Consider the following 26,050-nt stretch of genomic DNA (forward strand, 5'->3'; position numbering starts at 1 on the left):
TAGCGTTTCATTGTATGAGGTTTGAAGTGTTGTTGCTTATTATATGCAATGAAACATTATCTGTCAATTCAGACGATTATTCATTTTTCGAAAGCGACCATTGCTCCAGCGGTAACGCGGGATCCGCCTTCATATCCAGCTCCGTAAATTGTCCGCGCTTCAGCTTCAGATGGGCTGCCGCGCCGATCATTGCCGCATTGTCCGTGCAGAGCGAGCCCGGCGGAATGAGCAGCTTAACGCCTTCCTCCCCGCAGCGGGACGTCAGAGCGGCACGCAGTCCGCGGTTGGCCGCGACGCCGCCGCACAACAGCAGCTGCTTTGCGCCGAACTGCTTCACTGCGCGCAGCGCTTTGGCGACCAGCACGTCGATCACCGACTCCTGAAAGCCGCGCGCAAGCGCCGCCTCGTCAAGCTCCAAGCCTTTCATTCGCGTCTGGTTAATGACGGCGAGCACAGCCGATTTCAAACCGCTGAAGCTGAAATCGTAGCTGTCCGCTTCGAGCCAAGCTCTCGGCAGCTCGATTACGTTCTGCGCCTCCGCCGCAAGCCGGTCGATATGCGGTCCTCCCGGATAAGGCAATTGCAATGCGCGCGCGACTTTATCATAGGCTTCCCCCACCGCGTCGTCTCGCGTTCGGCCGACAACGCGGAATTCCCCCTCGCTTTCAAGCAGCACCAGCTCGGTATGCCCGCCGGACACAACAAGCGCCATGCAAGGGTATTCCAGCTGATGCACCAGCTCATTGGCATAGATATGTCCGGCAATATGGTGCGTGCCGATTAACGGAATATCCAGAGCGAGCGACAGACTTTTGGCCGCGACGATTCCGACCAGAAGAGCGCCGACAAGGCCAGGTCCTTGCGTAACCGCGATCGCCGTCAAATCCTTAAGCGCGCAGCCCGATTCCTTCACCGCCTGCTCCATAATAAGCGTAATGGTCTCCACATGCTTGCGCGAAGCAATCTCCGGAACGACGCCTCCGAAACGGACGTGAACATCGATTTGGCTGGATACGACATTGGACAAAATCTCTTTGCCGCCGCGTATGACGGCCGCCGATGTCTCATCACAGCTGGTCTCGATCGCTAGTATAAGGGCATCTTCGTGCGTGACGGAAGACGCCGATTGAACATTTTCCAATTTCAATACCTTCTTTCCCCCGACTTCAGCCTCTCGACGTCAAGCTCCGCCCACATAATAAGCGCGTCCTCATTGTTATCGGAATAGTAACGGGGACGAATGCCTGACGGCTGAAAGCCGAATTTGCGGTAGAGGGACTGGGCGAGCTCGTTCGAAACCCGAACCTCCAGCGTCATGCGGGCCGCGCCAAAAAATGCGGCCGTCCGCTGCAGCTGCTCAAGCAATCGGTTGCCGAGCCCCATTCCCCTTACATCCGCGCGAACCGCGATATTCGTGATATGGGCTTCGTCCATGATCACCCACATGCCGCCATACCCCAGCACTTCTCCCCGGTATTCCATCACCATATAGCGGGCAAACATATTGTTGGTCAGCTCGTTAACGAACGCTTCCTCCGACCAAGGACTCGTAAAAGCCTCATGCTCAATGGCCAGGATCGCCGGTATGTCGGGCATCGTCATCGCCCGGTAAATCAGCTTGTCCGTATCCATGCTCATCCCTGTATCTCTCCCGTTTGCTTCGCCTTCAGCTTGACTTCCGCCTCCGTCAATTGCGTGTAGTTCGGCGTGAACGTATGCGCATTTTCGATGAGGCCGGCTGCGAGCCGCTGTCCGCCAAGCCGGGCCAGATACCGTCCCTGCAGCACATGAGGCAGCAATCGGACATCGACGCCGGCCTCCCGCCCCAGCTCTTGAAGCTTTAAGGCGGATTCGCCATGGAGAGAGAGGTCGCCGGTCAGCCATAAGACAAGCGGACTCTCCTGCACCGTCTCCGAAGCCTCCTTGGCGATCTCCTCCGCCCAATCCTTCATGATGCGTACGCCATCCGGAAGCCGCCGGCTCCAAACCGCCTCCCTGCCCGAGGCAAAGCAAGCGCTGTACACCTGACCTCTACGCGCATCCATGATCGGCAGCACCCAGTGCGTTTCGTCAGCTGACGCCGTCAGGCGGTCGCCCGCTCCTAGCCCCAGTCCGACATGCAGCGCGCCATAAGCGATCGCTTCAAGGCTGGAGACGCCGGTAAGCGGCTTCTCCCATGCCCATGCCAACGTTTTGGCTGCGGTAACGGCAATCCTCATCCCTGTATAAGAGCCCGGACCGTTGCCCGCCACGATCGCATCCAGCTCATCCTTCGATATTCCCGTCTCCTGCAACAATGCTTTTACATTCGTCATCACATGTACGGAATGATTGCGCTCGGCTAACGATTCGACCTCCGCCAGCACCTCATCCCCTCTTATAATCGCCGCAGCCATCGCCGCCGTTGAAGTATCCAGCGCGATTATCGTTCCGTTATACGGTTCCGCCATCCTTTACGTCGCTCCCATCCTGTTCCACTGTTCGCACCAATCCGCGTACGGTTCGCCTATGCCGCGCGCCCGAACCGTTCTTCTCTCTCCGCCCAAATTCTCGATATACAGCTCCAGACGATTAGAGGGCAGCAGCTCCTCTATGAGGCTCGCCCATTCGACGAGCGTTATCCCATCCCCATAGAAGTAGTCGTCCAGCCCCAAATCATCGGCTTCATCTTGGGACAAACGGTACACATCCATATGATAGAAAGGCAGCGTCTCGCCTTCATATTCTTTAATAATCGTAAAAGTCGGGCTGTTCACGACACCCTGCACGCCGATGGCCGCGGCGAATGCTTGCGAGAATGTCGTTTTGCCCGCTCCTAAATCGCCGTCAAGCGCAATGACTGTGCCCGGCCCAGCTGCGGCCGCAATCCTCGACGCCAGTTCCGCCGTCTCCTGCAGTCGCTCAATTTCCCAGTTGGCTAGCGCGATTCGCTGCTCCATTTCATCCACCCGTTCATGTTCCAAAATGATTGTACCCCTTCTTCTCCACCTTCACGCGATGGCCTCTAGGGGCCTTCGCCCCCGCGCCGTCCATGCGGCTGGACAGCGGGATCAGCTCAACGTCAGGCGGCCCTTCTTCCGTTCTGCCAATCACGTAAAACGGCAATCCATGCCGATGAAATTCGGCTTTGACGGAGTCGGCAGACTCTCTTAAGACCGTCCCTACCAGAACGTAATCTTCGCCGCCATACAGCATCCACTCCAGCGGGTTCACGCCAACGCTCGCCGCATACGTGCTCAGGCTGCCGCTCTTCGGAAGCAGTCTCTCCTCCAGCACAAGCCGCAGTCCCGACGCTTCCGCCAGCTCCCAAGCCTCGCTGGACAGCCCGTCGCTCACGTCATTCAGCGAATGGCAGAAGCCGGACTTCAGCAGCAGCCTTCCGGCAAGGACAGACGGCGCAGGCCGCTGATGGGCGGCGCATAGAACGCCGTACGAATTGTCATCCAGCCTCTGAGACCCTTCGGCCCAGCGTGAAGCACCCGCATGCTGCAGCAGATGCAAGCCCGCTGCCGACATCCCGACCGGCCCCGTCACAAATACCGCATCCCCAGCCTTCGCCCCTGAACGCCGAAGCTCGAGGCCGGCCTCAACCGCGCCGGTTAACGCTACGCTTATGACCATGTGAGCGGGAGAGGAGGTCGTGTCGCCTCCTACGACCGCAATACCGTACCGTTCGGCGCAGCTATACAGGCCGTCATATACCCGCTTCATCCGTTCCGCTCCATAAGCTCTCGGGACGCTGACCGAAACAACCGCGTGAAGCGGCACCCCGCCCATTGCGGCAATATCGCTCACATTAGCGGCTAACGCTTTGAAGCCGATATCCTCATCGCGCATCGTCCGTTCGGAGAAATGCACGCTTTCGACCATGGTATCCATGGCAAGCAAGAGCCGTTTATCTCCCGTGATGCCGTCTTCCGCATTGCCGAAGTCAAGCGCGGCCGCGTCATCCCCTATGCCAAGCGCAACCCCGCGCGCATGCTGCCAGCTTGCCGGCTGACGATTCGCCGTCCAATGCCGAATGCTTGCAAATTCGTCCAAAGCATTAGTCTCCTTCGTCATTGTGGTTGTTCAAAATGGCCGCTTACCCTTGTTTCTCATCATTTTACCTTAATCCTCCTCATATTCAAAGCAATTGCGAGCAATAAATAAGCCTCTTCCATCCGCACCAAAGTGCCGGGATGAAGAGGCTTTGCGAATGAATGACGGAAGTGCGGCCTTACAGCTCTTTGACAATCGTAAGATGGCGCTCATCCCTCAGCTCGATTTCATACGGGGACTTGGGCGGATTGCCGTCCGCTTCCCTTATGACCCGAACGCGAGGCCGGTGGACGGCAAGCTCGTTGTTTTGGGACACGACGACGGTTTGACCCGAGCTCAGCAGCAGCGTCGTTGCTACCGGATATACGGAAATATGACTGCAGAACAGCTTGATCAAATCGAGATCAAAGTACGTGCCTCCTGCAGCGAACAGAAACTCGACCGCTTCGCTTGTCGTATACCGCTTGCGGTACGGCCGCGGCGACACCAGCGCGTCATACGTATCCGCCAGACCAACGATCTGCGCATAGATATGTATCTCGTCCTTCTTCAGGCCGCGCGGATATCCCGAGCCGTCGTACCGTTCATGATGCTGCAGCGCGCAATGAGCGGAAACGATCGAAATGTCATGGTATTTTCTCAATAGGTCGAAGCCTTCCTTCGGATGGGTGCGCAGAAGCGCCGTTTCTTCCTCCGTCATCGGCCCTGTATGCGTAAGCAGCTTCATGGGCATTTTGGTCATTCCGATATCGTACAGAAGCGCTCCTATGCCGAGCTCCTCCAGTTGATTGCGGTTAAACCCTTTTGCGAGGCCCATAATGCCGGACAACACAGCGACGTTGAATGCATGCTGGAATAAATAAGCATCCTTGGAGTGAATGCTGGTCAAATTCACAAGCAGGTTCGGCCTTGTCGCCAAATCCTGCATAATACTGCCGAACACAGCCCGGAAATTGCGGCCCATATCGGGAGCAATGGTTTTGCCTTTCGTCAGCTTCTCGTCCCTGAAGGCATTCATCGTCGTATAGATGGCGCTGACCGCTTGCCTTCGGGTTTCTTCCCTGACGCTGTCCTCCGGCTCAATATCCGCCGTAAATTCGTCTTCGATATAGAGAATGTCAATCCCCAGGTTGCGAAGCCGCTCGATATAACGTTCATTCAATTCAATGCCTGCTCCGAGAAGAACGTTGCCGTTTTCCTGAAAAATCGTTCTTGCGATCTTGTCCCCAGGCTTGACCTTATCCAAATAAACTTTTCTCATTGCCCGCTCCCGCCTTACATAAAAAGGATTAACCTGAGCCGAAATAAATCTATTCTAGCAGACCGTTCCTATCTCTGCCATGTCAGCCTGTTTCAAATTTGATAGCGCTTTCCAATTCTGTGCAAAGCACTAGACTTGAGCCATAAAAAAATCCCGCGCATCTTGTCGGGATTTTCATGCCAGCTTCCGTTTCACGATACGGTTGCGGCCGCTGTATTTCGCTTCGTATAAGGCGGCGTCCGCTTGCGCCATCAGCTCGCGGAGGAAGGCTTTCGGGTCGTCCAAGTCTGCGGGGTCGAATTGTTCAATCGAGATCACGCCCATGCTGATCGTAACCGTTACCGGCACGCCGCCCACCGTGGTCGTCACCTTATTCTTCTCAACGGCCTCTTTCACTTGCTCTGCGATCATATCCGCCTGCTCCCTATTCGTATGGGGCAAATACACCGTAAACTCTTCTCCGCCGAACCTGGCGAGCACATCGGTTAAACGGAGCGCGCTTCGTACGGCTTCCACCGTGCTGCAAAGCACTTCATCGCCGATAAGATGCCCGTACCGGTCATTAATCGTCTTGAAAAAGTCCAAATCGAATAAAAAGATCGAGAACGGAATGCCGTACCTGATATTGTTGACGACTTCGCCTTCCAGCTGCTGAAGAAGATATCTCCGATTGTAACAGCCCGTCAGCCCGTCCGTTATCGCCATATGCTCCAGCTTCTTATTGGCCTGGAACAATTCATCCTGCATGATGAGCAGCTCGCGGTTTCGTTCATGGAGCAATTCGTTCTGCGTATTCGTCTCTTCCACGAGCATCCGCATCTCCGTTACATCCTGGATCGTAAGGACGCGTCCGACAATCCGCTTTCTCTGATTAAAGATCGGCGCCGACTGCACGATGACGTACTGGTACTGGTTCAAATCGAGCGCAAGCTCCACTTCCAGCCGTTCCAAGGGGCGTTCCCGCTGCGCTTCGAAGAAGGCTTCCAGCTGTCTTCGCGTTTCGCTTTTGAATTGAGAGAGCAGGGCTTCCTGGTTAAAAATATCGCCAACCCGAAAGCGTATAAAGGGCTTGATCATTTTGTTGATCTCGATGATCATATCGTTCTCGTCCATGACGACGATTCCCATCGACATCGTGTTCATAATGTCTCTTTGAACGATTTGGATAATGTCAAAAACTTTATTGCGGCTGATCGCATGTACGATATATATGGCGGTTACGGTCATGCCAATCGAGATGAGAGGAATATAGCGGGCGAAATAATCGGTATAAGCTACGTTCACTACAAAATCCGCAATCGCGAAGAACGACAAGACGAACACGCCGTTCAACGCCGTGCGGACCATCTTCCGCTGCCTGGCGGAGTCGTCTCTCCTGCCGAGCTTGTACAGCAAAATAATAAGGGATACCGTTAAATACATGACGAGCTGGGCGATCATTACCCAATACAAGGAGCCGTGATGCAGCTGTTTGTATGGATCCAGCCCTTGCTCGATGCTCAAAAACCTTTGATTAGGGTTCCATATAACGACAATAACCGACACAAGTGCCGGTATCGATATAAGAAGCAAACGGCTTTTCCGTATCACGTAATATTGTCCGGTAAGGAAAAGAATAAAGGCGAACCACCCGATCCCCAGCAACGAAAGACCTATATAAGAACCTGATAGGTAGAAAAGCCTATAACTCAGCTGCGACGTCGTCTGCGAGGCGAATTGGAATAACGGCCAAAGCAGGAAGACGACATGGAGGAAAATATAGATACGGTGCAAAACCGTTACTGAGCTTGATGTGAAGACATATAACAGCAAGCCCAGCAGCACCATGAACATGCTAAAATCTAGCCAAATCATCCATTCCAAATTGGTTCACCCATTCATTTGGTAGCCATCTTCTTCCATTGTAGCAAATGTCATTCTTGTCTACAATCTGCTATTTCATCGATTTTAAGATATTTCTGAAGATGACGGAAGACGGTGGGACAAAAGCCTTTCTAGTGCTGGAGACAGATGCAGGAAGCTTCTGAAACTTTCATACTGCTTCCATTTGGCCTCGGAAAGTTCCTTGTGCGGGGAAGCTACGGCTCGGATCAGCAAATTTTTGGGCGTATGCTCCGGATCCACAAACTCCAGCATATGAACCTTGTAGCCAAGCACCTCCAGCAAATTGCCCCGGACCGCGTCCGTCGCAAGCGCCGCGAACCGTTCCTTCAACAGCCCTTGAGTCAGCAAGGGCGATAACACATCGTTTTCGACCTGGCGGAACAGCTCGTGCTGGCAGCATGGAACCGACATAATGACGGAGGCGCCCCAGCCGACCGCCTTCGCCAGCGCGGCGTCCGTCGCCGTATCGCAGGCATGCAGCGTAACGACCATATCGGCCGACTCCTGCCCTTCATATTCCGCAATATCGCCGACTAGAAACCGGAGCTTCTCATAGCCCAGCTTATTCGCCAGCTCCGAACAGAAGGCGATGACGTCTTCCTTCAAGTCCAGGCCGACGACGGAAATATCCCGTCCCTGCTCTACCGCAAGCAAATGATACAAAGCGAAGGTCAAATACGACTTGCCGCAGCCAAAATCTACGATTTTGATCTCCCGGTCCCGCGGCAGCGAATCCAGCACATCGGACACCATCTCCAAGAACCGGTTAATTTGGCGGTACTTATCCTGCTTCTTCGCGTGGACGCGTCCTTCCGGCGTCATAATGCCAAGCTCCACTAAGAAAGGGGCAGGCTTCCCCTCTTCCAAAATTCTGTTTTTCTTGCGGTTATGCTCAAGCGCGGCTTGCCGGCCGTTCCCGCTTGCAGGCTGCTTGCGAACGGCCGCTTTGCCTTTGTTATTCAACAAAAGCTGCACGTCGGCATCCGGCGTCTTCACCAGCGCCTGCCGGTACTGCGCGCCCAATAGTTCCGCCAGCTCCGAAGCCGCGTCGTCGGCTGTCAAATTCGCATGCGTGACCTTGTTCCGAAAATGCGACTCGAATTGGTAACGCAGCCCCTCCTTCAGCATCACCGGCCGCACGACCGTCTTAGCCGCGGTCTCGTCCGACTTAGTTTGCGGCGAGCTCAGCGTCGCTTGAAGCAGCTCTCCGTTTCGAATCCACTCCTGTATGTCTTGCTGCCATTGTTCCGACATGCGTCCTACTCCTTCGTTCGATTATCTTCACCGCTTAGGCCCAGCTCCTCGAGGCCTTGTCTAATTTCGTCCCGGGGCAATCCGCCTGCCGCAAGCTCCTCATCGTCGAGGGCTAACAGCCGGTCATAGACCAAAGCGGCATCGGCGGCCGGCAGCGCACGAGCTTCTACCAGCTCGAACATAACATTTTCAAGCTGGTCGTACCGGCCTTTCGATTCGTACCAAGCCATTAACAGCCTCTTGGCAGGAACCGGCAGCTCATAAGAACGGGTAAGCTCCAGCAGCTCTTCGATTTCCCCGTCCGGCTCCACGATCGTCGGCTCCGCCTTCATCAAGGAGAGCCTTATAAACAACCGGAGCGACCGGACGCACATGGCGTAAAACTCCGTCTCCCGCCCGAGCTCGCCATGGAGAAGCGCTTCCTGCTTCATAAGAATCGCGATGGCCTGCAACTGATTCGTATCGACGATCCCGTTCGTTGTCATCATTTTCATGAGATCCTCGTCCGAGAGGGAACGAATCAGCTTGCTGCTTAGCCGGAAGTGCTTATCGAGCAGCTCGTCCAGCACCAGCAGCGCCTCTTCTTGCTTCATCTGCTTGCGCAGGCCCATAACCTGTCCCAGCGCTTCCGTCATCTGATTAATCATTCTCATAAAATAATCCCGTTGAAACAACCGCTCGCGCCTCCTCCCCCGCTCCGGCGGCGGCTATATGATTAAATCGAGCGGACGAAAGAAGCGAGCTCCTCCGCCAGCTGCACCGAGCATTCCTGCATACTCATATGGCCCGCCTGCTCCAGCTCTACTTTGGTCGTATTCCCGCCAATCGCCACAAAGGTGTTCACCGTTGGAATAATCCCGTCCTGAGCCCCGGCTACCAGCAGCACAGGCAGCTGCGATTCCCGAATAACCGACCTGCGGTCCGGACGCGCCTTCATCCCTCTCGCCGTCGCCATCGCGCCATGCTTCGAGGTGGCATAACCGATCGACTTGCAGCGGCGCAGCTCCGGCTCCATATCGTCCAAACGGTCCTGCGCGAACAGCTTGGGTATCAGTCCGTCGACAAACTTGCCTACGCCATCGGCTTCGATTGCCGCCACCGCCTTGTCCCGATTCTCCTTAGCCGTCTCGCTGTCCGGCAGAGGGCTCGAATGTATCAGTCCGAAGGCGTCAAGCCGATCCGGGTAACGCTCCGCAAAGGCCAGCGTAATGTAGCCCCCCAAGGAATGTCCCAGCACAATCGCCTTCTTAATGCCGAGCGCGTCCAGCAGCCCTGCGAGGTCCTCCGCGAACATCTCCATCGTGTAGGTCGGATCCTCAGGCGAGGAGCTGGCCCCATGCCCGCGCGCGTCCGGTGCGATAATGCGGATGGAAGCCGCCATCTCGTCTACGATTTTCTCCCAATAGGCTGAGCTTCCGCAATAGCCATGCAGCAGCACGAGCGCAGTATGTAAGCCATGGGACTCCTTGGAGTCGAAATAAGCCAGCTTCACGCCGCTCGGTAAAGTCACTTCCTCCTGCGCAATCGTAACACGCTTGCCGTCCACGTTCTGTTCCATCGTCCTACGCCTCCTATTCGAGCTTTATTCTTTTCTCGTCGCTATGCTCCCAGACCAAGCTTCGTTAATAGCCGCGGCAGCCTGCTTCGCCATATTCATAACCAGATAAAGCGAAGTCGTCTGAAGCATACCGTACGCCTTGGGCCCATACATATTGACGACTCCCGCTATACTGAGGTTGCCCGCAGCGGGCAAATTTCTGCCTGTCGCGGCCCCCGGCCGCAGCGGTCCTGCCGCAGCAATGAAACCGCCGACGGATTGCGGCTTTCCGAGACACGCGTCCACCGCAACGACGGTCCAGTCCTTCTCTACGCTTACAGCCCTGCGAACCGCTTCTTCGACCTTATGGGCGTCGCATGGTTCTTCTAAAGTCCCGATCACATGCGGCCACCCGCTTTCCTTCAGCAGCGTGCCGACCCATGGACCAAACGAATCGCCCGTCGAACGGTCGCTGCCGATGCATAGAAACAGCAGCCGGTCCGGATTCGGACTCGCGCCCAGCCAGCCAGCAAGGAAAGCCGTCAGCTCGGCCTCGTTCGCCGCATAATGCGCGCCGTTATGCTCTTCACCCTTCTCCGCTAATCCATTCCGCCTTGCGGCGTTTTTTGTTCGTTGTCCCGTATTCCCGCACCTGCCTCTTCGTCGGATTGCCGTCCTGCATCCCATACATGTATTGTACCGAAATTCACCTTCGGCTTCAATTTGTGGAAACCCGCAGGCAAGCATGATACAATGGCGAAAATAATGAAGCAAGAGGGGTGTTACAATTGACGGATTTGGAGAAGCCCACGCAAGAGAACGTCGAGTTCATGATCGAAGCGATCAAAACAAAGCTTCGCATGGCTTCCGGCGCCGCTATGCTGGCGTCTAATTTCAACATTGATCAATATGAGGATATTAAAGATTTGTATGATGTGGTGGAGTCGAAGGATAAATTCAGCATCAGCGAAGTCGAGGCGCTCGTCTCGGAGCTGGGTAAGCTGAGAAAAAAAGAATAATCGGATATAAATGTGTTTTTATCCAAAAAGAAACATTAATTATTATAATTCGACAAAAAAAGAACCGAATCCGTACATGGGTTTCGGTTCTTTCCTTTCCTTACATCAAGGGGACTATTCCTGCTCTTCCGGCTCCGTCTCTTGCTCGGGATCAAACGCTTCGATCGACAGCTTAATCGAGATGTTTTTGCGCTCGCCCTTCAAGAAATGAGCCAGTCTCTCCAGCTTATCCGCAAGCTCAGGTCCGCTCAACGTCGTATTCAGCTGATAATCGAAGGAATCGCTTGGCGGCTTGGCGCCATAAGCGCTGCCGCCTCTCCATCCGCGCTCCTCCCCGGGGCCCGGACGGCCCGCAACATGTTCCTGCGCCGGATAAAACTTATCCGATTTATTCACAACGCGCTCATAAATGCGCAGCTTCTTAAGCAGCATATAGTATTGAGCGGAATGCTTGAAATTCCAAGCCTCCCGGATATCCTTTAAGGTGTAATCCATCTTCCAGCGCTTTAGCTTCTCTACCTGCTCGTCGGTGCTTAGCTTCAGAAATTCGTCGAGCGGCAGCATCTTTTCCGGCATTCCAACCCCTCCAATTGAATAACACTTCTGATTTCTATAACTATTAAAAACAATAATTAAATAAAAAATACCATAATTTTATGATGAATACAATAAAGAACCCGCCCCGATAACCATTTTTCAGCTTTCAGGGCAGGTTCTGTATACCGTTATATTTGCCGCAATCCGGCAGTTGTTAAAAATTGATGAAATGCCGCGCTTCCGCGTTCCGTACGTTTGAAGACGCCGGCATCTTTGAGCACCTCGAGGAACTTGTCTCCGGTTTCCGCCCGAAGCAGCTCGCGCGCCTTGTCTGCCGTATTCGCCCCGCCGTACCGCGCTACGAGCGAATCGGCCCATTCCGCATGCTTATGGAGCGGATGGGACGGCGCCTTCAGCGCTTCTACACGCTCCGGTGCTTCGCCGGTCAAATAAGCCGATAGCTGCTCCAGTTCTTCTTTTAGCCGGCCGGGAAGAACGGCGAGCCCCATCACTTCGATCAAACCGATGTTTTCCTTCTTGATATGATGCAAGTGCGCATGAGGATGGAAGATGCCGTCCGGATGCTCGTCGCTCGTGCGGTTATTGCGCAGCACAAGATCGAGCTCATACTCTCCGTTATCGCGAAGCCTTGCAATCGGTGTAATGGTATTATGCGGAATCCGCGTGCCGTCGCTCTTCTCCGTCCAAGCCCGAACCTCCGCTTCCTCGTCGCTGTATACGCGCCATTCATCGAGGATTCGGCATGCCGCCTCATGCACGTCCGACTTCGACATGCCGTTCACGCGAAGCACGGTCATCGGCCATTTGACGATGCCGAACCGGACGCCCGGACGGCTCTCGTCATGGAATACCGCCTCTACAGGAGCCGTCTCCATTGGAAAGACATGGCGGCCGGCCTGGAAGTGGTCGTGGCTCAGAATCGAGCCGCCAACGATCGGCAAGTCCGCATTGGAGCCGATGAAGTAATGCGGGAACTGCTCCACAAAGTCCAGAAGCCGGGCGAAGGACTCGTGCGAAACGGCCATCGGCTCATGCGCGGCTTTGAACACGATCGAGTGCTCATTATAGTAAACATACGGCGAGTATTGGAAAAACCAGTCCTCTCCGCGCAGACGCAGCGGAATAATCCGCAGGTTCTGCCGCGCGGGATGATCGGGTCTTCCCGCATAGCCGACATTGTCCGCGCACAGCAGGCAGCTCGGGTAGTGCGATTGGGGCAGCGTCTTGAGCAGCGCAATCTCCTTCGGATCCTTCTCGGGCTTGGAGAGGTTGATTGTCATCTCCAAGTTGCCGTAAGGCGTGGCATGAAGCCAGTATTGATTTTTGGCGATGCGGTCCATTCGTATATAGTTGCTGTCGATGCTCAGCTTATAGAACGCATCCGTAGCGGCGGAGATTCCGCCGGCCTCCGCCTCCCGCCAGAATGCGGCGGACGTCTCCGAGGGCCTCGGCATAAGCAGGCCCATAATACGCGCATCCAGCAGATCCCGCTGCGTCGTCGTATTATCGGGGATCAGACCGATCGAGAATCCGTAGTCGAGAAGCGGCTCAAGTATGGAAACCGCGCTGCTTGGCTCCTCGTCCGGAACGGAACCGCGATGCGGCTCCGCGAACCGGAACAAATCGAGCAGCGCGTTGCGTCCCGCGGACATATCCAGCTCATGGAGCAGCTTATTCCGGCGGGCAAATTGCAGCAATCGTTCGATCAGCAGAAGCGCTTCATCCGCGCTGACTGCGCCTTGTTCTTTCGTCGTCATCTCCTGTTGCTCCTCTCCCACTTGCGATTAGCTCTATTCTTGATATCCGTTCGGATGGGCGACATGCCATTTCCAGGCGCTCTCAATGATGTCCTCGAGCTTGTCGCGGCGCGGATTCCAGCCCAGCTCGCTGCGCGCGCGCTGCGACGAAGCGACCAGAACGGCAGGGTCCCCGGAGCGTCTTGGCTGAATGACCGCCGGAATTTCTTTGCCGGTGACGGCGCGGGCGATCTCGATCACTTCCTTGACGGAGAAGCCTTTGCCGTTGCCTAGATTGTAGATGGAGCTGTCCGCCCCGCCGCGCAGGCGGTCGACGGCAAGGATATGGGCGTCCGCCAGATCGCTGACATGAATGTAGTCGCGAATGCAGGTGCCGTCCGCCGTATCGTAATCATCGCCGAATACGGCGATATGCGGGCGCTTGCCGAGCGCGGCTTCCAGCACGATCGGCACGAGATGCGTCTCCGGACGGTGGTCCTCGCCGATCCGGCCGCTTTCGTGGGCGCCGGCCGCGTTGAAGTAGCGCAGCGAAATGGATTTGATGCCATGGGCGACATCGAACCATTTCATCATTTTCTCCATCGACAGCTTAGTTTCGCCGTACGCGTTCGTCGGCAGCGTCCGGTCGTATTCGTCGATCGGCACATTTTCCGGCTCGCCGTATGTCGCCGCTGTCGAAGAGAACACGATTTTCCCTACGCCGTGCTGGTTCATCTTCTCAAGCAGGCATAAAGTGCCGTACACGTTGTTGTGATAGTATTTGCCGGGCTGCGTCATGCTTTCCCCGACAAGCGAGTTCGCCGCGAAATGGATTATCGCGTCGATGTCGTTTTCTTGAAACACCGAATCCATAAATGCCGCATCCCGCAAATCGCCGACGTACAGCTTGCCGCCGAGAAGCGCCTCTTTATGCCCTTGCTGCAGGTTGTCGACAATCACAACCTCCTCGCCGCGCTCAAGCAGCGCCGCCACTGTGTGGGAACCGATGTATCCCGCTCCTCCTGTTACCAATACCGCCATCCTTCATTCTCCTCTCTTCTATTGGACGATCATGAAAACTTACTAAATGACTGCATTAACCGATCCGTTCTACGCCGTTGCCGATGCTGCATACATAGAAATCGGCTTTAAGGCCTGTCGCCTCTTTATATTTGCGCCCAACCTCTTCGCGGAACAGCTCTACGCTGTTCTCATGAACAAGCGAAACCGTGCAGCCGCCGAAGCCGGCGCCTGTCATGCGGGAGCCGAGCACGCCTGGAATGTCGCGGGCTGCGTTAACCATAGCGTCAAGCTCGTCGCCCGTAACCTCGTACAAATCCCGCAACGAGTCATGGGAAGCATTCATCAGCTCGCCGAACCGTTCCAAGTCATTGCCCTTAAGCGCCTTGATGGATTGAAGGACGCGGTCGATCTCCTCGACGACATGCGTTGCCCGGTTACGCACGACATCGTCCTTGATAAAGGCCTTGGACGCTTCGAATTGCTCAAGCGTAAGCTGACCGAGCAGCTCCAGGCCCGGGTAGGCCGCGCGCAGATCGGAGACCGCTTGCTCGCACTGGCTGCGGCGCTCGTTGTATTTGGAATCAACCAAGCCTCTTCGCTTGTTCGTATTGCCGATAATCAGCTTGTAGCTGCCGGATTGGAACGGCACGAGCTCATGCTCGAGCGTATCGCACATAAGCAGAATCGCGTGATCCTTCCTGCCGTTCGCGACAGCGAATTGGTCCATGATGCCGCATTTGACGCCATTGAACTCGTTCTCGGACTTTTGGGCAAGGAGCGCGATCTTCACGGTATCGGCAGGCAGACCTTCCATCGACAGGAGGGCGAACGCCGTGACAACCTCAATCGAAGCCGATGAGGATAACCCCGCTCCGTTCGGAATTTCGCCGTGATAGAGCAGATCGTATCCGCTGCCGAATACAATGCCTTGGCTGAGCAGCTCATGCACAATGCCCTTCGGATAATTCATCCAGTCATCCGCTTCATCGTACGCGATTGAATCCACCGAATGCAGCTTCGATGCGGGAAAGTTAGTCGAGGCCAGACCCAATCCTCTGTCGGCGCGCTTGCGAATAAGCAGCGTGGTGCCGAAGGTCAGCGCCGCAGGAAACACGTATCCGCCGTTGTAGTCGGTATGCTCCCCGATCAAATTGACGCGGCCCGGCGCATGGAATACAGCGATATCCGACTCTTGTCCGCCATAATGCTCGATAAATTGTCCTTTTAACGCTTCAATGTTTGCCATATGCGTTCCCATTCCTTTTTCATAGGATGATCTTCTTGCCCCAGTATAGTAGATAGAGCCTTAAAACGAAATGGCTGAAAGTGCCGACAATATGGATTTATGTGACTTTTATAGAGAGACTCCTTCATGCTATGATGAGTAAAAACCAGAGCGCAGGCCGCATTCCGCCCGTCCGCTCCCGATCATGAAAGGGGTTGTAACCGCGTCATGGCTGCTAGACCCGAAACCTATAGCGTCGCATCCAACCCGGCTATCGTCCAAAGAGCGAATCCCCGCCTTCATGTCCTATTTTCCGGGGAAAGCCAAACGAAGCCGGGGCATCGCCTCGGACCTAAAGTATATGAGTTTTATCTGATGCACCTCGTCTTGTCCGGCAAGGGCGTCTTCACGCTGGAAGGGCAGCGTTACGAGCTGGAAGCCGGCCGAACCTTTCTGATCGAGCCCGGCCAGCTGATTACCTACGAATCCGACCACGAAGAGCCCTGGCGTTACCGGTGGGTAGCCTTCAAAGGCGAGGAGGCTGCGGAGCTTGTCGCGATGGCAGGCTTCAAAGCTTCGCAGGGGCAGATCGCCGCCCTGGATGACGCCCGCAAAGCTGGAGTGCTCTACCGCCGGATCTATTCGATATTGCGCAAAGGTTCCCCATCCGCATCCCTGCAAGCATCGGCCTGCCTGCAGCTGCTCATGGCCGAATACAGCGACAGCTTGAGGGAGCAAGGCAGCCCGGATCGTGCGGAGAAGCAGGACGAACAGCTTCACAGCCAAATCATTCATTATTTGTCCACGCAATATACGCACCCCGTCTCGATTGAAGGGATGGCGGAATCGCTCGGCTACAGCCGCGCTTATCTATCAAGAATCTTCAAACAGAAGACCGGCATGTCTCCCGTATCTTTCCTTCTGAAGCTGAGACTCGATCGGGCGAAGCTGATGCTGCGCGAGCGGCCGGAGCTGACCGTGGAGCAGGTGGCCGCCTCGGTCGGCTTGCAGGATGCGCTGTACTTCTCCAAGCAATTCCGCAAGCAGCATGGGCAGTCGCCAACGGCTTACCGTAAAGAAATGATGGGCCAGGCCGCCGATTTTTAGGCAGAGATGGACATACTATCCTTCGGGGTGATCGCTTGAAGGAATTACATACCGGACAATTGTATTGGCCTTCCACAGCTTTACACACAAGGACCTATCCAACATTAACAAAATCTGTAGCGGCAAAAGCCGTTGTCGTCGGAGGGGGAATGTCCGGCATCGCAAGCGCGTACAAACTCGCCTCTGCGGGGCTGGAGACCGTGCTCATCGAGAGGGGAACGATCGCGGGAGGGAGCACATCGGCCAATACCGGCATGCTCCAATATTGCAGCGACATGATGCTGAGCGAACTCAAGGAACGGATCGGAAGCGGTCCTGCCGAGCGTTATTACAAGAGCTGCCTGGCAGCCATTCGGCATATCGAGGAGCTAGCGGAGCTCATCCCCCGCGATGTGCAATTCAGGCGGAGGAGCAGCTTGTATTACGCTTCTACGGAACAGCATGTCCCCAAGCTGAAGAAGGAATATGAAGCGCTGAGGGAATGCGGCTTCGATGTCGAATATTGGACTGCCGACGATATCGCCCTCCACTTCCCCTTCCGTAAGCCAGCCGCTCTTGTGACGCATGGCGACGCCGAGCTGAATCCGCTTCGCTTCGTTCTCGGACTTGCGGATGAAGCGGTAAAAGCCGGTCTTCGCATTTACGAGGGAACGGATTTAGCCGGATACGAACGGCTTGGCGTAGGCAAGCGACGGCATCGGCTTTTTACGAAAAACGGCGTTACGTTAGACGCCGATTATGTCGTCTATGCGGTCGGATACGAGCCGAAGGAAGTGAAAGGAAGGCTGATGAAGGCCAATCTGAATCGTTCTTATGTTATGGTGACAAAGCAGCAAACGAAGCCATTCGGCTGGCATGAACGGTTTCTTGTATGGGAGACGGCAAGGCCGTACCTCTATATGCGAACCACGGTTGACGGAAGAATTATTGCAGGGGGATTGGATGAAGAGAAGGATGAGCCCGATCATAACAAGGCCAGGCGGGAGCGTAAACGCCGGGAGCTGACCGATCGTTTATCCGCCATGTTCCCCGATGCCTCCACTGCAGTAGACTTTGAATGGAATGCCACGTTTGGAGAGTCGGCGGACAGCCTGCCGCTTATTGGGGAGGATCCCGAAACCCCAGGTATTTATTATAATTTGGGCTATGGCGGGAACGGCACCGTCTGCTGTATGATGGGCGCGCAGATCATTTCGGACATGATTCAAGGGCATGCCGAGCATCCGCTGCCGTTCATCGGAATACGCGACCTTGTCGCCAAACCCGCCCATTCGCCTTCCGGCGTCCTTCATTAAAAAAGCCAGAGCCGGCCGGCTTCCTTGGATGATCAAGGGATGCCGGCCGCTCCGGCCAGTCATGCCTGTTTCGGCTTGCCGTCAGGCTTAATGGCAAGCCACGCGATTGCGCCGCTGCCTAAGCCAAATCCGGACAATAAATAAAAAAGCGCCGTCTCATGCTGGAGCATCGCGGATGCCGTCAGTGGCCCGGCTGCGACGCCGATAAACCGCATGCTGCTGTACAGGGACGTAATCGTACCCCTCTGCTTCTTATCGACACCCTCCGTAATTAAGGCGTCCATGCATGGTAGGGCTATACCGATGCCGACTCCCCCGACAAACATGATGACAATAAGCACTAGCATGCTTTTCGTGTCCAATATACCGCAAAGCAGCATCGACGCCGTCAGCAGAACCCCGCCGACAACGGTTATCCACTTCATTCTCAGCTTATTCTCCCCCACGAGCTTGCCGGTTATGAAGGACGATAGACAGATGGCGCATAGCGGGATCGCGAGCAGCAGACCTTTTTTAATCCCGTCAATGTGATAATGATCTTCGAATACGGAAGATAGGTAATAAAGGAAGCTGAACATGACGAACATGAGCGCTCCGCCGATTATAAAAATCGCATACAACCAGCGGTTCTGCCCGATCAGCTTTTTCGTGTCGCGCAGAAACTGCGAGAAAGCAATTGCTTCCTTCTCCTCCTTCGGAGATTTGACCAGAAACCATACCGCGAGGATGGAAATGGCCGAAATGACCGGAATAATCGCAAGCGGAAGAAACCAGATCACCATCGCGAGCGCCGAGCCTAATATAGGACTGAGCACTTTGCCGAACGTATTCGAGGTTTCGATCATCCCTAGACCGCCGCTTATCTCTTCCTCGCTCCTGAACATATCTCCGACCAAAGGAAGGACAATCGGAAATGCTCCTGCGGCTCCGATTCCTTGTATGAACCGGCCAAGCAGAATAACGGAAAATACATGCCGTTCCATTAGCCATGCGGCGAGCCCGGATATAAGGCCGCCAACTGCAGCGATGGTCAAACCGATTAAAATAATCTTTTTACGTCCATACCGGTCAGACAAATAGCCGGCAAACGGAATAAAAATGATGGACACCGCCGCATAGACCGTTATGATGAGGCTGGTCTGTACGGATGTAATGCCGATTTTTTTCTGCATAAGCGGAAGTACAGGTATGAGCATGGAATTCGCCAGCGTCATGATGAGCGGAATTGACGCCAACGCCGCAAGATCCCATTTCTTCTTCTCACCCACGCCAAATTCCCCATTCTAGAGGTTAGTGAGACTTCCTTCAAAGTCCCCCGTCATTAATTTGCTCGTCTTAACGAAAGATATGCCCGCTCAATTATTTCAAGGAATGAATAGGACAAAGACGTTTCCCCATATCTCTAAATTGTGCCTAACGAATCAAGTTAAAGGGGGATGCGAATCACTTGGAAGAACAAGCATGGTTTGAGCATCGGTTCTGGCTTCAAATATTAGGCGACCACTCCCGGTTTATCCATAGCGCGCTTGCGCCGAAGGAAAAGAGGGATGTTCAGCTTGCTGAACAATTCATCCAGCTATTCGATCAGCTGCTGGAGCAGGCGCGCAGCGAGCAGGCTTCGCTTGCCGAAGTCACGGCCAGCGCTTACCGAGCTGCCGAACAATTAAAAGCGTTTAAGCTCGATCTGCTGGACCGGCTGCTGCTCGGGAAAGTGACGATCGCCTTTACGCCAACCTTCCTGAACCACATGGTCAATGAGCTTGAGGAGTACATGAGAATTTTGGCCTCGCTGCTGGAGGGTAAGGGCGTGCCCGTATTCCCGTCCCTCCATCATGACCTGTTATGGCTTCCCGACGCCTCGGGGCATGCCGCAACGATCGCGGCGGAGCTGGATCCAACCGAAAAAAACATCATCAAAAAAAGCGAGCAGTTCGAAAAGCATTTTAATCAATTTTATTTAAAGGCTATCGAGCTCGCGGGCTATTTCCGCACGATGCGCGATCACTACCCCGCAATGTCTAAATTCCATACCGACGTCAATCTGGAAATGGCGGTTTTTATGGCGTTCCTTCAAGAGCTTGAGGAGCTGGAAATCAGCAATGAGCTGCTAAGCCGGATCGACCCGCTAATGCCGGATCATATGTTCCGCGAGGAATGCTACTATCTGCTGAAGCTGTCCCAAAGCGGAGCCGCGCAGCAGCCGGATTGCGACCCGGCAAAACCAAGATTAAGCTAGTTAGTGTACATATTTTCCATGCTCCGGTATCGCAATCCGGTCGAATTCATTCGCAAGTATAAAAAGCTGATCCGCAAGCAAAGGCCCCTTCATCGGCAACCCGTGCCCGGTAATGGCGGCGCTTGGCTTAAGGGCTTCCAATCGGCGAACGGAGTCGCGCGCAAGGACCCAGTCTGTCGTCAAATACTTTGGCGGTCCATTAATTTCCTGCTCTTGGGTAAATACCTTGTAGAGCGACTCTTGTTTGACGGTGACAAAGGCGTCACCCGCAATCAGAAAACGGTCGCTCTCCCGGAATAAAGAGATATGGCCAGGCGTGTGCCCCGGCGTGTGGACCCACTTCCAATCCGGAAGATTCGGAATGCTTCCGTCTGTCGGCAAAGCCTTCACGTGACCGCCTAGTTGAATCGGACGGATTGGGAATAGAGGCGACATCTTCGCGACAAGCCCGCTGTCGACGGTCGGATCCTGCTCGGGGTAGCTTTGTTGCCCTGTCAAATACGGCAGCTCCCGTTCATGCGCATATACAGGCACATCCTGCCAATACTCTATAAGCTCGATGATAGCTCCAACATGATCGAAATGGCCGTGTGTCAAAATAATCGCCTGGGGCCTGCTCCCCTTCCCGAATCGAGCCTCCGCCGCCTCGATGATCCGGTCCGCCGACTTCGGCATGCCGGCATCCACGAGCACCCAATCGGAGTGGCCGGGAGCTCCAATCAGTCCGATATTCACGATTTGAACGGTATAGCAGGCCACATCAGGGGCCGCTTCATGAAGCTCTCCGCTTTCGACTGATGTGACAGGCAAATAATGATAGTCGCTTCCATATGACATTTGCTGCTGCTGCATGTTGTTATGCCCCCTTCTTGTTTAAGAACCGTTGACGATTCTGTATGCCCCGCTTCGCCGGAAAGCCGCCTCCGCAATACCCAGCTTGGACATATCGGGTCCTCCCTCGGCATCGAACAGCGCTTTGCTTTCGCTTGTTTCCACAATGACCGCGATCGCCCCCTCCATTATCGCTTGCGAGCAGAGCTCCGTCTCTTTTGCATCAAGCCCCAAAGCCTCATACACGCTTTCATGGCCGCTTTTCAAATAAGTGAAAGGAGTCGCGAAGCTTACGCCGGAAGCTCCGAAACCGTAGGAGCCCGTTACAACCGGAAAGCCCGAGCCCGAACTCACTGCAAAGCTGACAGGCTCCGGATCTTGCACATGCTCGTTGGTTTCTTGAAGCTCCTTCAGCTCATCCGCATGCACGTCGGTTTCCCTTTCGATTCGCCGGGAATGCTCCGAATTTTTCGCCAGTATTTTCATCTCTCCTGGAGTAAATCCGGCTTTCTCCAGTTCGTTAATGGCGGTAATCGCCTTCTGCTCGTTTTCGAAAAATGCTATTTTTTTAGCCATGTTCCTTACCCGCTCCTTTACAATCGGTCGTACTTAAAGTTGGTATGCCCAACTGGCCGCGAAATCACTCTATGTCGAATAGGCGGCGATTTTGACAAATAACGTCAAACGAAAACCGATAGGTTGTGCGTGGAGTCAGGTTCGATGTATGATGTTGGAGTAGATATGGGAACGAAAGGGAGGAGGTCTGGGAACGATGATACATCGGATGCTTCGTTATCCCGCGGGCTGGGAATGGCATGTCGTTCAGCAAGCCAGACCGCAGCTTCTGGAGCAGAAATCGCTCCCCAGCAGAAAGTCCGCCGCAAAATCGGAACAATCAGGGGATTTCTCCACGAAAAAAAGACTGCAGGCGCTAAGCGAAGAACAGGAACGGCTGGAATCGGAAATTTTGGACTTGAAACGCCAGTTTCCGGAATGCGCCGGCTGGGTCGACGATTGCCGCGACCGCAGGACAAACCATATATCCGTAGACAACCTGCCGGGAATCGGGTCGCTGCTTTGCGGAACGTTAATGGTGCAGGTCACGGAGGATCAGACGGATATACAGCCGCTGCACTTCTGGATGATGGGCAAACGGCTCATCACCATGCACGAGGATATGCGGCTGCCTCTTCGCCTGCAATCCGGGACGCACTCCGCTAAATACGAGGAATGCGAGCTGGCTCCCGAAGCATTTTTTATTATGCTGGGCGTCCTGCTTGAGACATTCCACGCCGGCCTCGACGGCTTCGAGCAGCGTCTTGGCGAGCTCGAACGGGCAATGCGGGAACGGAACCGGACAGGCCTGCTGGACGTGATCTTCGACCGGAGATATGATCTGCTGCATTGGAACCATCTGTTTATACCGATTCGGGAATTGTACGGCGCAGCCAAAGAAAGCTTTCCGGCGGAGCTGGCCGAGAAGGACGCTTTTATCCGAATTACGCATAAGCTTGACCGGATCGATACGCTTCTGAAGCATTACGCGATGGAGATTGATACGTTAATTTCGATGGATGACGCCATCTCCAGCTTCCGGGGCAATGACATTATGAAGACGCTCACGATATTCACCGTGCTGTTCTTGCCGGCCACGGTCGCCGGGACGCTGATGGGCAGCAATTTCGAGTGGCTTCCGTTCGCGGACTTGCCTTGGGCCTTCCCGGCCATGATTACGGGCGTGGCGGTAATAACGGTTTGTATTTATCTCTGGCTTTGGAGGAAGGGCTGGACGGGCGATTTGCTCAATAAGCAAGGCGCAGACGCGCTGACAACCGACCCGTCGGAGCCAATCGCCGGCCGTTCCGGCCGAAGCGGAAAGCATCGCAAGAAGCTCGTCAACAAACATACAGAGGCGTCATTACAGACGGATCGGCCGTTAACACGTTCCCGAAAAAACCGCATGTCCTAACAGCGGTCTTCGGGAATATTTTTTTTGCCTTTATCCGCAGGTACCTATTTACAACATCGTTCATACACTATCTCATCATGTGCTTGCAGAGGGTGGAGGGATAGCGATGATTGCGGAAAATCAAGTGCTTCGGAGTCAAGGTCCCGATCTGGGAAGCGCTCTTTTTTTGGCGGCCGTTTGCGGACAAACCTATGTCCAATACAGCAATAAGGAGGACGGCCTATTCTTGGTGCCGAGAACCTACCGGCTTGTTGGAGAAATTGCGGCCAGCGCTTACGGCAACATCCCTGAACGATTCGGCTTCCTGCTGGATTCTGATCCATGCGCGATTCTTGCATTCCGAGGGACCGGCTCAGCCGTCGACTGGGTATCGGACTTTATCGCCCAGCAAACCTTATACCGCCCCGTCCGCAATGCGGGTCAAACCCATAAAGGCTTCACCGATATTTATTTATCGGCCCGAGATCAGATACACGCGCTGCTCAGCCAGCTCCAGCCCAACAAACCGCTCTTTATAACCGGCCATAGCCTCGGCGGCGCGCTTGCGACTCTAGCTGCGCTCGACATTGCGGTGAATACGACGTTCACCTCGCCCGCCGTCTATACCTTCGGCGCCCCGCGCGTCGGAGACCCCAAGTTCGTTCAGGCTTATAATTACACCGTTCCGACGCATTGGCGGTTCCAGAACGAATTCGATATTGTGCCGCATCTCCCGCCGCTTGTTTACCAGTCGCCCCACACGAAGGGCACCTACTTCTACCTCCATGTCAAAGGCGAGGTGCAGCGCTCCTTCCGCATGGGCTCGGTATCCGGAAACCATATTTTATCCAGTTATTTTGCCGATTTGGCCAAAGAAAAACCCGAAGACGCGGCAGCGATGTGCGCCGAGCCTCCGGGCTGGTGTCCCGAGGTCGATCCCTCATGAGCGGAAGTCCTCGTCAAACGGATTCCTTCCGGACCTTATGCGGGAAGAACATACAAGAATATCGCAAAAAAGTGGACGATCGAACCGGCGAGCACAAACAAATGCCACACCGCATGATGGTAAGGGAAGGTTCTCCACATATAGAAGACGGTTCCGACCGTATACAAAATGCCGCCAGCTACAAGCAATTGAAGTCCGCCTGGCGCCAAATGCGTGGTTAACGGTTCCCAGGCGAATACAATAATCCACCCCATCGCGATATATAAAATCGTCGATGTGAACAGGTATTTGGACGCGAACATCGATTTAAACACGACGCCAACGAGCGCAACACCCCACACGACACCGAACAGCACCCATCCAAGCGCGCCTTGTACGATATGGAACAGAATCGGGGTATACGTTCCCGCGATAAACACATAAATAAACGAATGGTCAAGCGATTCGAAAACCCGCTTGGCCTTCCCTATCGGAAAGCTATGGACAAGCGTAGACGCCATATACAGCAGCAGCATCGCCGAACCGTAAATGGTAAAGCTGACCACATGCATCGCCGTGCCTTTAAGCGACGCAAATACAATTAATAAAACGAGCGCCGCGACGCTAAGCAGCGCTCCGATCCCGTGTGTAACCGCATTGGCGATTTCCTCGCCCTTCGAGAACGTGTGCGTATTCGCCATTTCAAAAATCATCTCCTTCAGGTAAGCAAGCTTCCATTAGCAAAGCCTACCTTCAGTCTATAGGATTACAGCCACCCTTTCAACCACTCCCGCACCCGGCTGATCGTTTTATCCAAGTTGCATACCGCATTGGTGTCAACATACGGCTCCGTCCGGAAGTAATGCGCATGTCCGCCGACCGTCGGGATGCCCTCGACGTAACCGGGCGCGTATTTGAACCGGTTCCAGCGGGGCACGTAGCCTCTGCTGCGGATCCATCCGCCCCAGCTTCCGATTCGGCTGATGGGGTCATTCAGCTTGCCAAAGCTGTCGACGGAGTGGAAATAGCTGACCTTGTCCCGCATATCCGGATGGATAGGCGTGCGCGGCGACCCGACTTGCACTACCCTATAGTCATGCAGGGCGCCTTCCTCCTCAAGCAGACGCGCTGCTTGATAAGCGGCGGCTCCTCCGCCGCTATGACCGATAAACAAGGCGCGCTGTCCTCTGACATTGTCTTTAATTTGCTCCCAGACCAGCCTTCCCCCGATTCGCCCCGCATGCATTCTGTTCGATAAATCGGTCTTCACCTCAAGCACCTGCTTAACCACATTTCGGCTTGCATCGCCGTAAGGGAATAACACATGAATCAAAGGATCGATGCCTTCCGAATGAAGCTGCTCCTCCAGACGCGCTTTGCACGCATTGAAGGCACAGGTCGTTGTTTTCACGCCGGCAAGCAAATAAACATGAAGCGGCGATGATGATTTGACTGCCATAGCGAATCCCTCCTGATGTGATAATCATGATGAAGTCGTTATCCTCATTATGCGGGCTGGGCTCGTAATTCATTCCTGCTCCTTCGTGACATTTCAGTCCATCTTCAGATACGCTCTGCGTGACGATAACGAGCTCATTTTCTCTAGGCTATATCCTATTCAGTTGCTGGAGCGAATGTCCGCTCAACGAAACGGCCAGGTGTCTGGGGGCACTATAGCTGAACTCTGCTCACTTCCGCCAGATAATCACGCGTGGCGTTACTATTCGCTCAAACTCAGCCCTCTTCCACCAGTTATTCTCGTGTGGCGTTACTATTCGCTCGAACTCTGCTCACTTCCACCAGATAATCACGTGTGGCGTTACTATTCGCTCAAACTCAGCCCTCTTCCGCCAGATAATCACGCGTGGCGTTTCTATTCGCTCAAACTCAACCCTCTTCCACCAGTTAATCACGTGTGGCGTTACTATTCGCTCGAACTCTGCTCACTTCCACCAGATAATCACGCGTGGCGTTACTATTCGCTCAAACTCAGCCCTCTTCCACCAGTTACTCTCGTGTGGCGCTACTATTCGCTCGAACTCTGGTAGCGTCAAGAAAGTTGTGTAGCAGGGTTTTCCATCGGGACGATGGATATTTTTAGTATTTAGTGATGGTTTGCCGGGGGCTTCGCCCCCAGCTAAGTTTCTTGCTTCTCTTTGAGTGGGCCATA

The 26,050-nt window shown here is 54.5% G+C and carries 26 protein-coding genes; 6 read left to right on the forward strand and 20 right to left on the reverse strand.

From position 1 onward, the window contains the following. Window positions 1-76 precede the first annotated feature (76 nt). The 11 genes from tsaD to yyaC form a co-directional block, all read right to left on the reverse strand. The gene (gene tsaD, locus D3P08_RS19345) at window positions 77-1,147 is read right to left on the reverse strand and encodes a tRNA (adenosine(37)-N6)-threonylcarbamoyltransferase complex transferase subunit TsaD (protein ID WP_240647654.1); all 1,071 of its coding nucleotides are present in this window, start codon (window positions 1,145-1,147) and stop codon (window positions 77-79) included. Beyond that, entirely contained in the window at window positions 1,144-1,632 is a 489-nt protein-coding gene (rimI, locus tag D3P08_RS19350; protein ID WP_420819048.1) for a ribosomal protein S18-alanine N-acetyltransferase, read from the reverse strand. Before rimI ends, tsaD begins: the two co-directional genes overlap by 4 nt. A 2-nt stretch (window positions 1,633-1,634) precedes the next feature. Continuing rightward, window positions 1,635-2,450: a tRNA (adenosine(37)-N6)-threonylcarbamoyltransferase complex dimerization subunit type 1 TsaB gene (gene tsaB, locus D3P08_RS19355; RefSeq protein WP_119601575.1), complete on the reverse strand. Its 816-nt coding sequence runs from the start codon at window positions 2,448-2,450 to the stop codon at window positions 1,635-1,637. A gap of 3 nt (window positions 2,451-2,453) precedes the next feature. Beyond that, on the reverse strand, window positions 2,454-2,939 hold the full coding sequence (tsaE, locus tag D3P08_RS19360; protein ID WP_119601651.1) for a tRNA (adenosine(37)-N6)-threonylcarbamoyltransferase complex ATPase subunit type 1 TsaE: 486 nt from the start codon (window positions 2,937-2,939) through the stop codon (window positions 2,454-2,456). A gap of 13 nt (window positions 2,940-2,952) precedes the next feature. Continuing rightward, complete coding sequence (thiL, locus tag D3P08_RS19365; protein WP_119601578.1) at window positions 2,953-4,041, reverse strand: thiamine-phosphate kinase; 1,089 nt, start codon at window positions 4,039-4,041, stop codon at window positions 2,953-2,955. A gap of 178 nt (window positions 4,042-4,219) precedes the next feature. Beyond that, window positions 4,220-5,302 (reverse strand): HD-GYP domain-containing protein, encoded by a 1,083-nt coding sequence (locus D3P08_RS19370; RefSeq protein ID WP_119601580.1) that lies wholly within the window; start codon window positions 5,300-5,302, stop codon window positions 4,220-4,222. 174 nt (window positions 5,303-5,476) lie between these two features. Beyond that, window positions 5,477-7,156, reverse strand: a complete 1,680-nt coding sequence (locus D3P08_RS19375) for a histidine kinase N-terminal 7TM domain-containing diguanylate cyclase (protein WP_240647658.1) — start codon at window positions 7,154-7,156, stop codon at window positions 5,477-5,479. A 93-nt stretch (window positions 7,157-7,249) separates the two neighbouring features. Beyond that, window positions 7,250-8,440: a class I SAM-dependent methyltransferase gene (locus D3P08_RS19380; protein ID WP_119601584.1), complete on the reverse strand. Its 1,191-nt coding sequence runs from the start codon at window positions 8,438-8,440 to the stop codon at window positions 7,250-7,252. Between the two features lie 5 nt (window positions 8,441-8,445). After that, entirely contained in the window at window positions 8,446-9,114 is a 669-nt protein-coding gene (locus D3P08_RS19385) for a DUF6483 family protein (RefSeq protein ID WP_119601585.1), read from the reverse strand. A 41-nt stretch (window positions 9,115-9,155) separates the two neighbouring features. Continuing rightward, window positions 9,156-9,998, reverse strand: coding sequence for an alpha/beta fold hydrolase (locus D3P08_RS19390; protein WP_119601587.1), 843 nt, complete (start codon window positions 9,996-9,998; stop codon window positions 9,156-9,158). 24 nt (window positions 9,999-10,022) lie between these two features. Then, complete coding sequence (gene yyaC / locus D3P08_RS19395) at window positions 10,023-10,664, reverse strand: spore protease YyaC (protein WP_119601589.1); 642 nt, start codon at window positions 10,662-10,664, stop codon at window positions 10,023-10,025. A gap of 101 nt (window positions 10,665-10,765) precedes the next feature. Between yyaC and D3P08_RS19400 the strand changes: the two genes are divergently transcribed. Next, window positions 10,766-10,996 (forward strand): DUF1128 domain-containing protein, encoded by a 231-nt coding sequence (locus D3P08_RS19400; protein ID WP_119601591.1) that lies wholly within the window; start codon window positions 10,766-10,768, stop codon window positions 10,994-10,996. 114 nt (window positions 10,997-11,110) lie between these two features. Here D3P08_RS19400 and D3P08_RS19405 read toward each other — a convergent pair whose 3' ends face one another. The 4 genes from D3P08_RS19405 to D3P08_RS19420 all read right to left on the reverse strand — a co-directional run bounded on the left by D3P08_RS19405 (window position 11,111) and on the right by D3P08_RS19420 (window position 15,559). Beyond that, complete coding sequence (locus D3P08_RS19405) at window positions 11,111-11,572, reverse strand: hypothetical protein (RefSeq protein ID WP_119601593.1); 462 nt, start codon at window positions 11,570-11,572, stop codon at window positions 11,111-11,113. A gap of 149 nt (window positions 11,573-11,721) precedes the next feature. Beyond that, complete coding sequence (locus D3P08_RS19410) at window positions 11,722-13,311, reverse strand: UDP-glucose--hexose-1-phosphate uridylyltransferase (RefSeq protein WP_119601595.1); 1,590 nt, start codon at window positions 13,309-13,311, stop codon at window positions 11,722-11,724. Window positions 13,312-13,344: 33 nt separating this feature from the next. Next, the gene (galE, locus tag D3P08_RS19415) at window positions 13,345-14,331 is read right to left on the reverse strand and encodes a UDP-glucose 4-epimerase GalE (RefSeq protein ID WP_119601597.1); all 987 of its coding nucleotides are present in this window, start codon (window positions 14,329-14,331) and stop codon (window positions 13,345-13,347) included. Between the two features lie 55 nt (window positions 14,332-14,386). After that, entirely contained in the window at window positions 14,387-15,559 is a 1,173-nt protein-coding gene (locus tag D3P08_RS19420; protein ID WP_119601653.1) for a galactokinase, read from the reverse strand. Between the two features lie 207 nt (window positions 15,560-15,766). On the opposite strand from D3P08_RS19420, the gene D3P08_RS19425 reads away from it, so the two are divergent. Further along, complete coding sequence (locus D3P08_RS19425) at window positions 15,767-16,645, forward strand: AraC family transcriptional regulator (protein ID WP_119601599.1); 879 nt, start codon at window positions 15,767-15,769, stop codon at window positions 16,643-16,645. A gap of 59 nt (window positions 16,646-16,704) precedes the next feature. After that, window positions 16,705-17,940, forward strand: a complete 1,236-nt coding sequence (locus D3P08_RS19430; RefSeq protein ID WP_276311175.1) for an NAD(P)/FAD-dependent oxidoreductase — start codon at window positions 16,705-16,707, stop codon at window positions 17,938-17,940. Window positions 17,941-17,999: 59 nt separating this feature from the next. On the opposite strand, the gene D3P08_RS19435 is transcribed toward D3P08_RS19430, so the two are convergent. Further along, the gene (locus tag D3P08_RS19435) at window positions 18,000-19,208 is read right to left on the reverse strand and encodes an MFS transporter (protein ID WP_119601603.1); all 1,209 of its coding nucleotides are present in this window, start codon (window positions 19,206-19,208) and stop codon (window positions 18,000-18,002) included. A 179-nt stretch (window positions 19,209-19,387) separates the two neighbouring features. Here D3P08_RS19435 and D3P08_RS19440 point away from each other — a divergent pair, with 179 nt between their 5' ends. Then, on the forward strand, window positions 19,388-20,176 hold the full coding sequence (locus D3P08_RS19440) for a DUF2935 domain-containing protein (RefSeq protein ID WP_119601605.1): 789 nt from the start codon (window positions 19,388-19,390) through the stop codon (window positions 20,174-20,176). On the opposite strand, the gene D3P08_RS19445 is transcribed toward D3P08_RS19440, so the two are convergent. Both D3P08_RS19445 and D3P08_RS19450 read right to left on the reverse strand, forming a co-directional pair. Further along, window positions 20,177-21,013: an MBL fold metallo-hydrolase gene (locus D3P08_RS19445; protein WP_119601655.1), complete on the reverse strand. Its 837-nt coding sequence runs from the start codon at window positions 21,011-21,013 to the stop codon at window positions 20,177-20,179. A 36-nt stretch (window positions 21,014-21,049) separates the two neighbouring features. Beyond that, window positions 21,050-21,583: a general stress protein gene (locus tag D3P08_RS19450; protein ID WP_119601607.1), complete on the reverse strand. Its 534-nt coding sequence runs from the start codon at window positions 21,581-21,583 to the stop codon at window positions 21,050-21,052. A gap of 196 nt (window positions 21,584-21,779) precedes the next feature. On the opposite strand from D3P08_RS19450, the gene D3P08_RS19455 reads away from it, so the two are divergent. Next, window positions 21,780-22,976 (forward strand): magnesium transporter CorA family protein, encoded by a 1,197-nt coding sequence (locus D3P08_RS19455; RefSeq protein WP_119601609.1) that lies wholly within the window; start codon window positions 21,780-21,782, stop codon window positions 22,974-22,976. A 106-nt stretch (window positions 22,977-23,082) separates the two neighbouring features. Continuing rightward, window positions 23,083-23,901, forward strand: coding sequence for a lipase family protein (locus D3P08_RS19460; RefSeq protein ID WP_119601611.1), 819 nt, complete (start codon window positions 23,083-23,085; stop codon window positions 23,899-23,901). A 35-nt stretch (window positions 23,902-23,936) separates the two neighbouring features. On the opposite strand, the gene trhA is transcribed toward D3P08_RS19460, so the two are convergent. After that, window positions 23,937-24,581, reverse strand: a complete 645-nt coding sequence (trhA, locus tag D3P08_RS19465; RefSeq protein WP_119601613.1) for a PAQR family membrane homeostasis protein TrhA — start codon at window positions 24,579-24,581, stop codon at window positions 23,937-23,939. A 65-nt stretch (window positions 24,582-24,646) separates the two neighbouring features. Continuing rightward, the gene (locus tag D3P08_RS19470; protein ID WP_119601615.1) at window positions 24,647-25,339 is read right to left on the reverse strand and encodes a hypothetical protein; all 693 of its coding nucleotides are present in this window, start codon (window positions 25,337-25,339) and stop codon (window positions 24,647-24,649) included. Window positions 25,340-26,050 lie beyond the last annotated feature (711 nt).

Source organism: Paenibacillus nanensis (assembly GCF_003583765.1).
GTDB lineage: Bacteria > Bacillota > Bacilli > Paenibacillales > Paenibacillaceae > Pristimantibacillus > Pristimantibacillus nanensis.